We start from the raw sequence: 14,593 nt of genomic DNA, 5'->3' as shown, positions 1-14,593 counted from the left end.
AATAACTATGGCAAAACGTTTTATTTCAATATTACTTTTTTTGGTTATAGCTGCCTTACTATGGTACCTGTTTATAAAACCCTCCGATTATATTATCCGATTTGAAACGGAAACTTTTCCAGGAGCCATTAACCAAACTATAAAGTTATGGGACCAGACTTTGGATACCGTTCAAAGTGTTGAACAAGATGAAGACCTCTATCATTTAACCCAAAGGGTTAAATTCAATGATAGTATTCACAGTTACTTTTGGGATATAGAACCTATCAATGAGTCTAAGTCAAGAGTTGTTGTTGGAATTAAGGACAATAACCTTATGAATAGTATCAAAAACAGGATTCAAGTTCCTTTTTCCAAAACTGATTTTACCAAAAGATCTGAAGAAACAGTTTTAGACCTTATGGAAAATCTTAAGGATCACATTTCAAAGTTTAAAGTTGAAATTGTAGGTGAGACGGAATCCCCATCTAAATATTTGGCATTTGTACCCTTGCACGTAACACAGTTTCAAAAAGCAGGTGGTATGATGAAAAACTTCAATTACCTCACCGGCGAATTATTTGATCGTGGGGTACAATTTGATGGGCCACCAATGGTCATTGTAAACGAATGGGATAGGGTAAACGATAGTATTCACTATGATTTTGCACAACCTATAATACGCTCAGAAAAACTGCCTATTGGGACGGATATCGAATACCGCAGAATCTTTCCTAAAAGAGCTTTAAAAGCCATTTACAATGGCAATTATATAACATCAGATAGGGCTTGGTATGCTTTATTGGATTATGCCGAAAAGAACAATATTGAAGTGGAACAAAAACCCATAGAGGTCTTTTTCAACAACCCAAATACGGGTGGTGATGAAATGAGCTGGAAAGCCGAAATTTATCTGCCTATAAAAACCGATGAAGAATAATATTCACTTTTTTTTACTCTTTTTCATTGGGATGTTCTTGACGAATTGCCAAGACTCTGGCAAACTTACCGTTGTCACCGATTTACCTGCAAGCTTAAAAGAAAATTCGGGTATGGTAACTTATGATGGGGGTAAAACCATTTGGGTCATTGAAGACAGCGGTAACAACGATAATATTTTTAAGGTTGGTCTAGATGGAAAAATCATCAAGCACCTTGATGTTAAAAATGCCAAGAATAAGGACTGGGAAGACCTGACCAAAGACAAACAAGGCAACCTTTATATTGGTGATTTTGGAAACAATAGAAACGAGCGTGAAGACTTGGTAATTTACAAGCTCCCTAATCCCGAAAAGGAAAAAGGAGATAAAATCGGGGTTGAAAAAATCAAATTCTACTACCCGCAACAAAAGAAGTTCCCTCCAAAAGACTCAAAATTATATTACGATACCGAGGCGGTATTTCATTGGGGCAATGCATTGTACATTATCACCAAGAACCGCACAAAGCCCTATGATGGCAAGGCACTAATTTATAAGGTGCCGGATACCGAGGGAGAATATGAAGCCGAATTTATAGGAGCCTGGAAAACCTGTGATAACTACAGAACCTGTTCTGCCACAAGTGCTGATATTTCACCGGATGGCAAAACTATAGCCGTTTTAGGCTACGGATTGCTGTGGCTTATTACCGATTTTGAATTCGATAATTTTTCAAAAGGGAAGGTAAAGCAAGTCGATTTAGAGGTACGAACCCAATTGGAGTCTGTTTGTTTCAAAGACAACAAGACCCTTTTTCTATCTGATGAGCGATCACAAACTACTGGCAATAACTTGTATACGCTAAAGGTTTCTAGTTTTTAGAATCCAAACCCAACACCAAAAGCAAATCGTAGACCGTCATCACTTGAAAACAATCCAAAGTTTGCCGAGATAAGGCCTGCGCCATTTAAAAAGAATCCGCCACCTATAGAATCATGCCAGGTGTCAGAATCATCATCTGGCAACCAAACACGGCCGTAATCATACCCTACAAAAATACCTGGTGTTGCCGGTATAAACCCAGCCTGGGTCTTTCTAAAGCTATAACGTAAATCACTGTTTTGATAGAAAGAAGTCTTGCCGTTAAATCGCTGAAATCGAAAGCCGCGCAGCCCATTATTGGCGCCTATGTTCGCCGCTTGATAAAACTCAAAATCATCGCTAAAGTTGAAATGCCCTTTGACTTTGGTCGCCAACACCAACCGCCCGTCTGAACTTATTCGGTAATCAAACGACAGTGAAGGAATGAAATAGGCAAATGCCCGGTCAGACTCGTTAATGTTTGCAGTATAGCCTCCCATTAATGATATGGCCATACCCATCGTAGGGTATGCGGCATTATCTGTATTTGAATAGGAATATTCACCATGTACCCCAACAAAACTTTGTTGGTTATCGCGGTTCTGATCAGAATAAAAACCTTCAATAAAGCGATCTTCGGTTTCTTCAACTTCATAATCTTCATAAGACAGTCCCAACTTAACCTGTGACCCTAAAAAGCCCTTCCAAACCAATGAGGGCGCGAATTTTATAGTGCGAATCTTAACTCTATTGAAATCCAGTTCTAAGGGATTTTCGTCATCAAAATTTGGGGTGTCGTTACCAAATCCGAAAAAATTCTGAGCGAAGTTGGGACTGGTAAACTTAGCATTCAACTCCAAGTTGGCACTGCCAAATACGTTAGCAAACTCTCCGCTATATCCCAAATAAAAACCTGAAGTGGCAAAATAGAATGCACCACTAACCGTATGCTGGGCAGTAAACGGGTTTTGTCTAAAACCGTTAAAAGTATAGGTGTTTGCAAATCCGATTCTGAAACCATCGTCAGGGTTCGCTCCTATTGATGGTATTAATTGATTATTGCTTGCCTTAATCTTCATGAATTGATACGTATTGGTATCGTAGTCATTCAGTTTGTGAATGTTGCCAGAAAGTGCTTCGTCATAGGTATTCTTCTTCTGTTTGAAATCGTAGGTGTGAATTCCACCACTCCCTTTTGCTATTCGGTATACATCGTTGTTCTGGCCTCCTACCAATCGAACTTTAATTTTCCCTGAATTGCCCAAGACCTCGAAAATATCATCATCGTCTAAGCCATAAACCCAGATTTCTTTAGTTTCAGAAGTTTTGAAGGTTTTTTGAAAAAAGACATCCCCTTTCTCTCCACCTTTTATTCTATATGCTGTGAGTTCTACATCACCATTACCACTTCCAGAAATAATAAAATGGTCATCTTTATCTGTTCCTGTAACCACACTGTATTTGGCCAGAATACCGTAATACTCTCTTGCGGTCTTTATCAGGTTTCGTTTTCGTGCAAGAAGCACCCTTTTTATCTCAGCGATGGTTTCATCATTTACTTCATCAGGAAATTCTTTAAAAGCCTCATCAATAACTTTTTCAGTAAGGTTATCCTGTAAATACTTGGCTTGCGCTTCCCAATCTGCCGAAGTAGTCTCGGTCAATAAGGCCATATCCAAAGCAAAGGTCTTTGGTGAAGAAGTAAAACCTTTTACACTTTTAATTTCTTCTCGAAAACCTTCAAATAAACGTAATGAAGGTATTGTGCTGCTTGCAAACTTCATCAACTTTCCGTCTCCCATTATAGAAAATGGTTGGTCTCGATCACGGGGGATTGGTTTAAAAATCTTGTTGCCTTCTTCATCTTTAAATTGTGCCCAACGCCATTGATCCACATGACGATCCCAATCACCAATCAGAATATCAAAAATCCGTGCTCTCACATATAATGGAGCATCCAGTTTATATTCTTCATCTTTTCTAAGTTTCTCAATGAAGTTATTCGTGCTTTCAATCTTTTTGGTGTAGCCGAAACTTGCTATATCATGCCCTTCGGAAACATGTTCTTCAATCATATACAACTCATCTCCAAATTCATCAACAAAACCTTTTAAAGCCTTTTGTTTTGGAATGTAAAACAACCTTGGATTGGTATGGTATAAACCAACAGCATCTGACAATTTTCCGATCGTAAATGGGGCATATGGGTGAGAACCGGTATAAAAGTATTCCAAAACGTCTTCTACCGCTGTGCCTTTAAACCTACCAATGATAAACTGGTTCTGAAAAGCCATAGCCTGCAAATAACGCTCGGCACTCTTTTTCAACGCGCGCATAACAAATTGACGCCCATCCTTATGTTGGAGCCTTAAGGATCTTGATTGATTACCCCCCCCTTTCCGAACTGGGGTAAGTCCACCATATAAGGTATCTAAGTCAACGGTTTGCGCATTAATTTCTGTTGCATAATATTTAGCATATCGTTCTCCCCAAACTCCCTTGTAAAAATTTGATTTATCTACTTCTTCAGGTTCATAAACCGATGCTTTCACTGTAGGTGGAAATGTATTTTGACCTTTGTATTCTGAAGGTTTTTGGTTTGGCGGTAAAACTTCAGTACTATAAAGTAGTTCTTCAATACCATCTTCAACACCTATAAAATCAACCGCCGATGACCCATCTTTATAAACTTTCAAAATAGCATAACCCATCTTACCAGTAGAAAATTTACTGCCTCCTAAAAGTCTAGAATACCCTTTATTAGCTCCAGAACCACTTACAATCTGTGGTGTGTTCTCTTCAATAATGTATTGTAAGGTGTGTTCGTGGCCCGAAACAAAAATGACTTTTTCAGAAAATTGAGCCAAAGTGGTAATCCGACCCACCAGTTCGCTGTATTTAGGGTTTTGCAAATCGGTATTTGAAGCCCCTGTTGTTCGCCTCAAAACATTTGCGACAGTTCCCAAAATAGGTGTGGGAATGTTACTATGGCCAATAAAAAAATGCTCTTTAAACCCGAATTGACCTCCATGAGACCCATAAGTGAACATTGGATGGTGAAGAGCTATTATGGTAGTTTTTTGTCGATTGTCCTTAATTTCATCTTCAAGCTCAAGAAAAAATCGGGTTCTGTCCTTTATTTCACAATCATCATTGATTGATGGATATTTATTCCAATTACTAACGTACCAATGGCTATCAACTGTAATTACCACAATATCATTTCCAATATCAAAGGACTCAATTGGGCAAGCATTTTCAGGAAGGAATACATCTTTGCCATCCAAAGCATCTTCAATATACTTTTCTTGGCGTTTTAAACCTTCAGGGCCGTTGCTGTACCAGTCGTGATTGCCAGGTATGAACACTTTTTTGCCCTTGTAATTCTCTAAGGTGGCCAATTGAGCATCTAAATGGCTTTTGGCTTCTTTATGTTTCTTTGGATCATCCTTTTTTGAAGGAAATCCTGCTGGGTAAATATTATCCCCCAAAAAAATTGCCGTGCTATTTTCGTCCGCATTATCCAGGCGTTGTTTAAAGGCTTGAAGGGCCGGATTCATGCCACCAATTGGTGATTTTCCTGCATCCCCAATTAAATAGAAGGTGTGTTCAACTTCTTGGTTGTTAGAAACCGAATTTCCTTCAAATGGCACTTTGTATTTGGTTTGATATGTTGCACAACTGGCCAACAGAAATAGGCCAAGTAATACTAGTAGTGGTCTTTTCATTTTCGATAGGTTCTTTCCAAAATTCGTAATTTGGAAACTTCAAGATACGACTATGTCAGAAATCGTTCAAAAAGCAGAAGAGTTTGTCACCGACATTCTTTTAAACAAGCTGGACAAGGAATTTCTATATCACAATCTAAAACACACCCAACGGGTGGTCAAGAGTACCAAGGAACTTCTTGCTGAAATTGATTTGCCTGAAAATGAAAAAGAACGATTAGAACTAGCTGCTTGGTTTCACGACACTGGTTATTCTCTTGGAACTGAGAATCATGAAAAAGAAAGTTCAATCATAGCCAAAGAATTTTTACAAAAGGAAAATTACAGTCAAACCGATATCTCAAACATAGAAAGACTTATTCTTGCTACTAAAATGGGCTATGAACCCGAATCTTTGGACGAGGAAATTATTCGAGATGCTGATGCTTCGCATTTTGCGCAAAAGAGTTATTGGGAGACAACAGGCTTTCTGCGTGAAGAATTAAAATTGTTGGGTATAGCCGATTATTCTGCAAAAGAATGGCGAGAGAAAAACATTAAAATGTTTCGTGTTCACCATCGATATTACACAGATTATGCAAAGGAGAACTGGGAGCCAGGAAAACAGAAAAACCTTAAAAAATTAGTCAAGGAAAGAAAGGCCGAAAAAGAAATCGCTAAAAAAGAAGAGCTCAAGGCAAAATACAAAAGTGAAAGCCCTGACAGGGGTATTCAGACACTTTTTAGGGTTACCTTAAAAAATCACTTGACCTTGAGTGATATTGCAGATACCAAAGCAAATATCTTACTGTCGGTTAATGCGATAATCATCTCCGTGGCATTGTCCAACTTAATTCCAAAACTTGACAATCCCTCAAATACCTATTTGATTTATCCTACCGTAATTTTTATAACATTTAGTGTGGTATCAATGGCAATGGCAGTCTGGGCCACAAGACCTAATGTGACAAGTGGAACATTCACCAAAGCTGATGTAAACAATCGAAAGGTCAATCTTTTGTTTTTTGGAAATTTCCACAAGATGAGTCTTGGTGATTATGAATGGGCCATCCAAGAATTGGTAAAAGATAAAGATTATATATATTCTTCCTTAACCAAGGACTTATATTTCTTGGGTCTGGTACTAAATAGAAAATACAAAATACTGAGATGGACCTACACTATTTTTATTATCGGGATTGTAATCTCAGTAATAGCCTTTGGAATATCGTTTAAATATTTTGGCCCTGAACGAATTTTGACCTAAGCTTCCAAAGCCTCCATTAAATCATCGTAGGTATAGGTCTTTTCAGATTCCTCATCCGTTTTATACAATATCTCAGCCCGGATGGCTTTTAAACCAGTTACACCCTGAAGACCTTCCAACTCCACAACTTCGATATTGTTAGTGAAATACCCTTTAGATTTCAAGAATGTGATGTATCGTAAATATTCCTTTTCATCTTTCTTTTGAGAGTACACAATGGCCAATTTGCCTTTTTGAGTCAGACGTTCGTTAGTTCCCTTTATGTACGACTTATCAATACGCTTCTTAATAATTTCATATCGGGCATTGTAGGTGCCGTCAACATCAAAACGCTTTTCGTCCATCCTGAACCTTATGGCCAGTGGTGTACTATAAACCAAGAGTAGTGAAGCAACATCGAGCTTAACCGGCAAATGTGGTTTTAGCTTATAGTGTTTATTCTCCATTTCGACCATTGTCTGCAACTGCCACAACCTTAAATTGTTTAGGTACAACTGGTCGAATTTTCTAGAATTGGCAATTTCACTTCCGATATACATATTATGCTCAACCCCGTCAGTTTTGTATCGCTCAAAGTAATGAGGAAACATTTCTTGGGCTTCCTCTTGCTTTCGGTCGAGCAATGCAGCCAATTTCATATTGATCTTCATTACGCTTTCATCGTAGTTTTTACGATGATCGTAATATGACTCGGTATCTGAGTTTATATGTTCTTCATAAAGCGCTATTTGCTTTCCCAATACCTTGTCTTCTCGTTTCAAATGGTGGAAAACGGGATTTATTTCTTCATGTACGAAATCAAAAATCGCTTGCTCACTATTCGAAAATAGTGTGTCCTTAATTTCATCCATATGATTGTTCACCCTAAACATCAACTCTTCATAAATGGGAAGTTTTAGTGATTGATGGGCAATTTTCAAGATATCTTGTATTTCAGAAAGCTGAATTATCAAATCACGTTGTATTGCCAAATTTCGCTCCTTAGAACTGTCTTTAATATCGATTTGGCCATAGAGCGGATAGATGTCTTGAAAAACAATTTCATTAAAAGAAGGCTGTTCTCCAATAGCTTCGGCAGCCATAAATTTCTTGGCCTCTTCTTGAAACTTCCAATAAACCGATTCATGAACCGTAGTACATTCGTGCTGTATGATGGCATCAATAAGGTTTTGTTCCTCCTCGATTGAACGCAATACCGCTGAAACAATAAATGGCATCACGTCCTCCAACTTAGTGGCATTGATACCATTGAGTTCATGAATGTTGGGGGATACGATTTCTAAAATACCCAATAGCTTTCCTTCATCTGCAATTGGAGCAAGAATAGCACTTCGAAACCCCTGTTCATAAAGGTTTTTATAAGGTTGTCCTTTTTGTGATTTCTTGTAGTACCGCTCAACATTTGAAATTGCCAAAGGACTACTTTCTCCTATAAGTTTACCATACGAATAATCGCAGAGCATGGCATCGCAGGTCTCCATTTCCTTATTGTTCAAAACGAAGCTTTCAATACCCTTTCCGTAAATTTTGAAAAAGCGGTTGGTAGTTTCTTCGTATCCAGAAAATCCTACACTAATATCCCTCAAATTGAAAAGGGAGCGGAAAGTTTCTTGAAAATCGACCATAAAACTTTCCTTCTCACGCTTATTGCCCCCAATCAAGGTTGATTTTATCTCAGAAATCGAGTGTTCCGCTGTTACATCGAACATATTGCAAATCACAAACCCCTTGATCGTAAAGCTGTAAGGTGGAATTTTTTCTTTCCAAAGATCAATATTGTCTGAGTCCTCTAAAAGTTCATTTACGTCTTCTTTGGTAAGCTCTTTTGCGTTATCGTTGGCAATTAGCTCCATGAAATCAGCATTGTAAAGAACCCTATAATGACGCATTACCCCATTCTTATCAGGAATATCATAGAAAATCGGCCGTTTGAAATCTAAATTATAACCGTAGAAAAACCCTAAAACAACCGTCGCCATCATTATGTATTGCACATCTTCGGGCATTTCACGCATTTCAAGTACAAAATCCTTACCGGCTTCTTCCAAAATCTTTTGAAATCGTTCAGAAGGATTAAAAACCAAATTGAAATACGGGATAGAAGCGGTCTTTATCTCATTTTTAGTAAGGGCAGGAGCGAATGTATCGGCCAAAATGGTCTCTATTACATCTTTGCGCTTTTCTATAATACTGAGGTCGTCAAATCCATCTCTGAGTTCAGGATAAGGTTCAGCGGCCTTTAATATAGCTTTTGCTCGCTCAGCTAAAATGCTGGATTTACTTTTTGCCTGCTCTTCATAATGATTGAGCAGCTTGTTGAAACTTATAAGCTGGACAAAAGGTAAAAGCTGATTATTTCCTTTATTTCCCATGGCCAATTGGTCGTTTATTAGGGGGTAAAGTTACAAATTGTCTGAGTGCACTACTGTTAAACGAATCTAAAGGGTTGAATTGGGACAATTTTTTAGGATATTTATTTAAAATTCAATGCATGTCATCAAATCGAAGACTCTCAAGAGCCTACAAAAAAGCTAAAAAAATCACATTCGATGACAGCTCAAAATTTATCTTTTTTAGTGACTGTCACCGTGGAGATAATAGTTTCGCCGATGATTTTGCGAACAATCGCAATATTTATTTTCATGCTTTAAACCACTATTATCGCGAAGGTTTTGAATACTGCGAATTGGGAGACGGTGACGAACTATGGGAAAACCTCCGTTTTGAATCCATTTTTGAGGCGCATAAAAATGTTTACCAACTATTACGAAGTTTTCATTTGGAAAATCGCCTGCACATGGTATGGGGCAACCATGATATGGTTTATCGCGATGCCAATTATGTTACCAATCACCTCAGCCATTATTTTGAACCAATAGATGGAAAGGACAAAGAGCTTTTCGAAGGGCTCTCGTATAATGAAGCACTATTATTGGAACATGCGACCACAGGTCAACGAATTTTTTGCGCTCATGGCCACCAGGCCGACTGGTGGAACTACAATTTTTGGCGTGTTGGACAATTCTTGGTCAGAGTTCTTTGGAAACCACTACAAGTTGTGGGTATCGCCGACCCAACAAGTCCGGCAAAGAACTACAAGGAACTGATTCGTATTGAGAAAAGACTAAAGCGCTGGATTTTGAATAACGATCTACTACCAATGATTGTCGGTCATACACATCGACCAAGATTCCCAGAACCTGGTCAAATACCTCTTTTCAACGATGGTAGTTGTGTACATCCACGAAGTATTACCGGAATTGAAATCGAAAGTGGGCAAATCACACTTATCAAATGGCATATCGACACCAAACCTGATGGGACATTACAAATAGTTAGGGTGGTGCTGGAGGGTCCTGAAAAGTTGATTGATTATATTTCTAATTAGCCCCTACTTGCTAAAGTTTTAACCGCAGTTACAAACTGGTCTAATTCTTCAGCCGTAGTATAAACATTGGGGGTAATTCTACAACCATGCACATTTTCGTAATCAATGGCTACCGTCCAAACTTTGAACTTATCCAACAGTGATTTTGCAAAATCATGTGGTTTCATATTCTTTAATCCAACATTGGCAATTCCACAACTTCGATGGGCCTCAATAGGTGTATTGACTATAACATTCTTAACGTCCCGAAGTTGATCGCTCCAATACCTTTGTATAAATCGAAGTCGTTTCTCTTTTCGCTCGATACCAATCATCTCCAAATAGTCGATAGCATCGTTTATTGTTAAATCTGTATGTACCGGATGGGTACCTGTGTGGTTTAACCTTCTGATTTTGGTCTCGTCATTTTCGTGCTCAGCCAAAAGAGGCCAAATTTTGGGAATATGTTCTTCCTTAACGTAAAGTAACCCTGCACCTAAAGGTACACTCAACCATTTATGTAGACTTGACCCATAGTAATCACAGTCTAAGGCTTTGATATCAACTTTTATATGACCAACACAATGTGCCCCATCTACCATAACCTCAACGCCATAGGAATGGGCCATATCACATATTTTACGAACTGGTAATAGCTGACCTGTGATATTGACCATCTCGCAGACCATTAATAGTTTAGTTCGTGGAGTTATCTGTGACTCATAGAGTTTTACTATTTCCTCATCAGATTTTGGGTGATTTGGTAAGGAAATTTCTTTACATACAATGCCATACCTCTTCTCTTGCTGATGAAAATGGATTCGCATTGCTCCATAATCTTGTTTCGCAAAAATTGCCTCATCTCCTTTTTTCCAAGGGAAGCCCCCAATAATCATATCAAGGGATTCCGTTGTATTTCTTGTAATAATCAACTCTTTCTCAGAACAATTGACCAATTTGGCCAATCGAGCTGCGGTGGAATTTTTATTCTCCCATTGCACGGTTCGCATGTAATGGGAGGCCTCATAATTAACATGCTTTACATGTTCTATGTACTTATTTAAAATGGGTGTTGGAACAAAATTGTAATAGCCATTTTCAAGGTTGATATAGTCTGGTTTAAGCCTATAGTCCTCCCTAATTCGAGCCCAAAATTTATCGTCATTGTCGACAGGGTAAGGCGAATCAACCATCGGTATTTGGGCAGATAATTCAATGGGCATTAAGGGAGTTGCAAGAGCGACTTGGCCAAACCGTTTTAAAAAATGACGCTTTTCCATTAGGGTTGGTTTTAATAAATGGGTATTTTCAGGCTAGGTTCAATTTACAACAAATAGAATCCTCTTGGAAACCCTGGAACAACTCATAGAACAAATTCCCATTCGGCATAATTTCATTTCAACCATAATGTTCATGGGTGTCTTTTTAGGATTCTTTTTGAGTATGGTCATTTTTATTAGAGCAAAGAAAAATTCTCCTGTTAGGCTATTTGGATGGGCGCTTTTGGTACAATCACTTGTATGCCTTGATACCTATTGTTGCTATACCGGACTAATAAAAAATGTATTGCAACTAAATGATTCAACAGAACCCTTGGTTTTACTAATTCCAACAACTATTTACTTCTTCATGTATTCACTTTTGGAGCGAAAGCCCATTCTTTTTAGAACACATTGGTGGCATTTTATTTTACCAATTGGATATTTGATTTCACAAATCGGGTATTACTTAAGTCCGCTTTCAGTAAAGTTAAATGCATATTTGGGTGCGTATTACCAAGATTTAACTTTTGCTCAGACTCCTGATGATTATAATTATGGTTATCATGTAATCAAAGATGAATTCCGATGGTTGATTTTGTTTAATTTCTTGCTTTATCTCTATCTGTCAATTCGGTTGGTAATTAAAAAATCCAAAGCAAGTGGCAAACCCACAAAATTTATCAGGGTTGACAAATATGTCTTTAGCCGAAATACAATATTGGTATTCATTGTGTTCTTTGTGCTTTTGTTTTTTGTCTACGCCAGTTATGAAGATGATGGTGGAGATCATTTTATTGTCATGGGGCAATGTATGGTTACACTGGTCACTCTATTCTTTATTCTTTCCGAGTCCCGTTTTTTCGAAAATTCGTGGATTGCTGAAAAATATGAAACCTTGACCTCTGGTGAAATTGAACTAGATAAGATTGAGCAAGCTTTGCTTAAAGACAACTACTTCTTGTCTAGCACATTATCGCTGAAATCTTTGGCAATTGAGTTGAATATAGGGCCAAATACACTTTCAAAAACCATTAATTCTGAATTTGGAATGAATTTCAATGACTATATCAATAAAAAAAGGATTGCTGAAGCTAAAGAACGGTTAGTTTCCAAAGAATACGATCATTTGACAATTGAGGCAATTGGAAACTCAGTTGGATTCAATTCTAAATCAGCTTTTTACACTGCATTTAAAAGACACGCCAACACTTCACCGTCAGCTTTCGTAAAAGAACACGTAAGCTAAACTTCTCATTCAATTTCTCCCAAATTGTAATTCCGAACAGCTTTGACATAAAAAAAGGGTAACAATTCTGTTATCCAAATCATCTTTGTCGAAAATCAATTCATCATGAAAACATCAATCAGACGTTACGACTTAGATTGGCTTAGAGTCATCGTTTTTGCCCTGCTTATTTTTTACCATGTAGGAATGTTTTTTGTGCCTTGGGGTTGGCATATTAAAAATAATGTCATTTATGAATGGCTTCGGTGGCCAATGATCTTTTTAAACCAGTGGAGATTGCCTATCCTTTTTGTAATTTCTGGAATGGGAACTTATTACGCGTTTTCAAAACGAAACTTAAAACAGTTCTCTTGGGAACGATTTCTTAGGTTGGGCATACCACTATTTGTAGGAATGTTGCTCATTGTACCCCCTCAGATTTATATCGAGCGCATTGCGCATGGACAATTCGAAGGATCCTACCTTGATTTTTATTCCACAGCCCTTTTCAGGGGAGGACCATATCCAGAAGGAAACATCAGTTGGCACCACCTCTGGTTCTTGCCGTATCTGCTTTTATTTTCTTTAGTATTAGGCCCGGTGTTTTTCCGGCTAAGGAACAAATCATCAAGATTATTGAAATGGACTAAAAAACAAATACTAAAACCATTGGGCTTATATATTTTCATTATACCATTGTTTTTTGTTGAGGGCTTCATAGAGCCATTTTTTCCAACAACCCATGCTTTGGTAGGTGATTGGTTTACTATTTCTTTCTACATCCTATTATTTTTCTATGGTTTTCTACTCATTGCCGCCAAAGAAGTTTTTTGGGAAAGCCTAGAGAATATTAAGAAAAAGGCATTGATAATTGGAATAGTTGCATTTACCCTAATGATTTGCCGATGGTTGTTTATTGAAAGGGATGAGATAGTCGAACATTTGGTTGAAGCCTTTTTAAAAGTTGTCAACCTATGGTCATGGATCTTGGTGCTTTTTGCCTTTGCAGCTCAGTGGTTGAACAAACCAAGTAAAAAATTGGCTTATGCCAATAGAGCGGTTTATCCTTTTTATATTCTACATCAGACCGTGACCATCATTATTGCCTATTTCTTAATGGATTTGGAATGGAATTTTTTCATAAAAGCATCCATTTTAATAATTGGAACCTTTGGTATTTCATGGCTGATTTACGATTTGATTATTCTTCGTATTTCTATTCTACATCCTTTATTCGGATTAAAAAGCGTTAATTCATCGAATTAATCTCAAGTTTAACAGCCTTTTACCGTTTGTATGGCAGGGTATTTGTTAACTTTAAATTGGTTAAACGACCGATTTGCTATGAGAACATTTATTCTGCCCTTATTTCTTCTTATCGGCCTAGTTGGGTATTCCCAAGGGGATATTCCCACCACAAAACCCTTAAAAATTGGTCCCAATAATAATTTGGATGTAAAAACGAGCAATGTTGGTGGTACGGTTCTTCGTATGCCTTCAATGTTTGACCAAGACCAGTTTAAACCGGATGAATCACCTAACATTCAAATGTTACCGGAAAGAAAGTTGGTTCAGGCAGGCCACGATATGAAGGTGCAACCCAAATTCTTAGCGAAAAAAGAAAAAGAATCGACCCAATTTTTTGGCGATCAATATTTAGGTGATTTCAAAACCACTGCCGCTTTTGTCGGCGTTGTTGCCCGTGATCACGAATACGTGGATGGTGATCGGGTAAAAATTTACCTGAATGGAGAAGTGGTTGAATACAACATGATGCTCTCTGGAAGTTTTAAAGGTGTTAATGTTGATTTGAAGCCTGGTTTTAACCGGATTGACTTTGAAGCACTCAACCAAGGATCATCTGGTCCGAATACCGCTCAAATTGTGGTTACTGACAACGATGGCAATGTTTTGCACAACAATCGCTGGAATTTATCGACAGGTTCGAAGGCGAGTTTGGTTGTGGTCAAGGAAGAAGAGAAGGAAGAGACCGGTTTTTAATTGT

Annotated in this window: 10 protein-coding genes; 7 read left to right on the top strand and 3 right to left on the bottom strand. The window is 37.9% G+C overall.

Annotated elements, in window-relative coordinates; all coding sequences use genetic code 11:
* Positions 1–7: 7 nt before the first annotated feature.
* Positions 8–919 carry a GyrI-like domain-containing protein gene (locus HCU67_RS06645; protein ID WP_168551782.1) on the top strand — a complete coding sequence of 304 codons (912 nt, stop codon included), beginning with the start codon at positions 8–10 and terminating at the stop codon, positions 917–919.
* The gene (locus HCU67_RS06640; RefSeq protein ID WP_168551781.1) at positions 909–1,781 is read left to right on the top strand and encodes an NHL repeat-containing protein; all 873 of its coding nucleotides are present in this window, start codon (positions 909–911) and stop codon (positions 1,779–1,781) included. The genes HCU67_RS06645 and HCU67_RS06640 overlap by 11 nt, the downstream gene beginning before the upstream one ends.
* Here the strand turns inward: HCU67_RS06640 and HCU67_RS06635 are convergent.
* A complete protein-coding gene (locus tag HCU67_RS06635; protein WP_168551780.1) occupies positions 1,778–5,488 on the bottom strand; it encodes a metallophosphoesterase in 3,711 nt (1,236 codons plus the stop codon). The genes HCU67_RS06640 and HCU67_RS06635 overlap by 4 nt on opposite strands.
* Positions 5,489–5,540: 52 nt before the next feature.
* Here HCU67_RS06635 and HCU67_RS06630 point away from each other — a divergent pair, with 52 nt between their 5' ends.
* Entirely contained in the window at positions 5,541–6,734 is a 1,194-nt protein-coding gene (locus HCU67_RS06630; protein ID WP_168551779.1) for a Pycsar system effector family protein, read from the top strand.
* Here the strand turns inward: HCU67_RS06630 and HCU67_RS06625 are convergent.
* Positions 6,731–9,106, bottom strand: coding sequence for a GAF domain-containing protein (locus HCU67_RS06625; protein WP_168551778.1), 2,376 nt, complete (start codon positions 9,104–9,106; stop codon positions 6,731–6,733). The genes HCU67_RS06630 and HCU67_RS06625 overlap by 4 nt on opposite strands.
* A gap of 119 nt (positions 9,107–9,225) precedes the next feature.
* On the opposite strand from HCU67_RS06625, the gene HCU67_RS06620 reads away from it, so the two are divergent.
* The gene (locus tag HCU67_RS06620; RefSeq protein ID WP_168551777.1) at positions 9,226–10,122 is read left to right on the top strand and encodes a metallophosphoesterase; all 897 of its coding nucleotides are present in this window, start codon (positions 9,226–9,228) and stop codon (positions 10,120–10,122) included.
* Here the strand turns inward: HCU67_RS06620 and HCU67_RS06615 are convergent.
* Entirely contained in the window at positions 10,119–11,381 is a 1,263-nt protein-coding gene (locus HCU67_RS06615) for an aminotransferase class V-fold PLP-dependent enzyme (protein WP_168551776.1), read from the bottom strand. The two genes, HCU67_RS06620 and HCU67_RS06615, sit on opposite strands and share 4 nt — an antisense overlap.
* Positions 11,382–11,445: 64 nt before the next feature.
* Between HCU67_RS06615 and HCU67_RS06610 the strand changes: the two genes are divergently transcribed.
* The 3 genes from HCU67_RS06610 to HCU67_RS06600 all read left to right on the top strand — a co-directional run bounded on the left by HCU67_RS06610 (position 11,446) and on the right by HCU67_RS06600 (position 14,589).
* Entirely contained in the window at positions 11,446–12,609 is a 1,164-nt protein-coding gene (locus HCU67_RS06610; RefSeq protein ID WP_168551775.1) for a helix-turn-helix domain-containing protein, read from the top strand.
* Between the two features lie 105 nt (positions 12,610–12,714).
* The gene (locus HCU67_RS06605; RefSeq protein ID WP_210423639.1) at positions 12,715–13,854 is read left to right on the top strand and encodes an acyltransferase family protein; all 1,140 of its coding nucleotides are present in this window, start codon (positions 12,715–12,717) and stop codon (positions 13,852–13,854) included.
* Positions 13,855–13,932: 78 nt separating this feature from the next.
* Positions 13,933–14,589, top strand: coding sequence for a hypothetical protein (locus HCU67_RS06600; RefSeq protein ID WP_168551774.1), 657 nt, complete (start codon positions 13,933–13,935; stop codon positions 14,587–14,589).
* The last annotated feature ends 4 nt before the right edge of the window (positions 14,590–14,593 follow it).

It is taken from the genome of Croceivirga thetidis, assembly GCF_012272815.1.
GTDB lineage: Bacteria > Bacteroidota > Bacteroidia > Flavobacteriales > Flavobacteriaceae > Croceivirga > Croceivirga thetidis.
The sequence above is the reverse complement of the archived record's forward strand: the minus strand, read 5'-3'. Positions and strand labels throughout refer to the sequence as shown.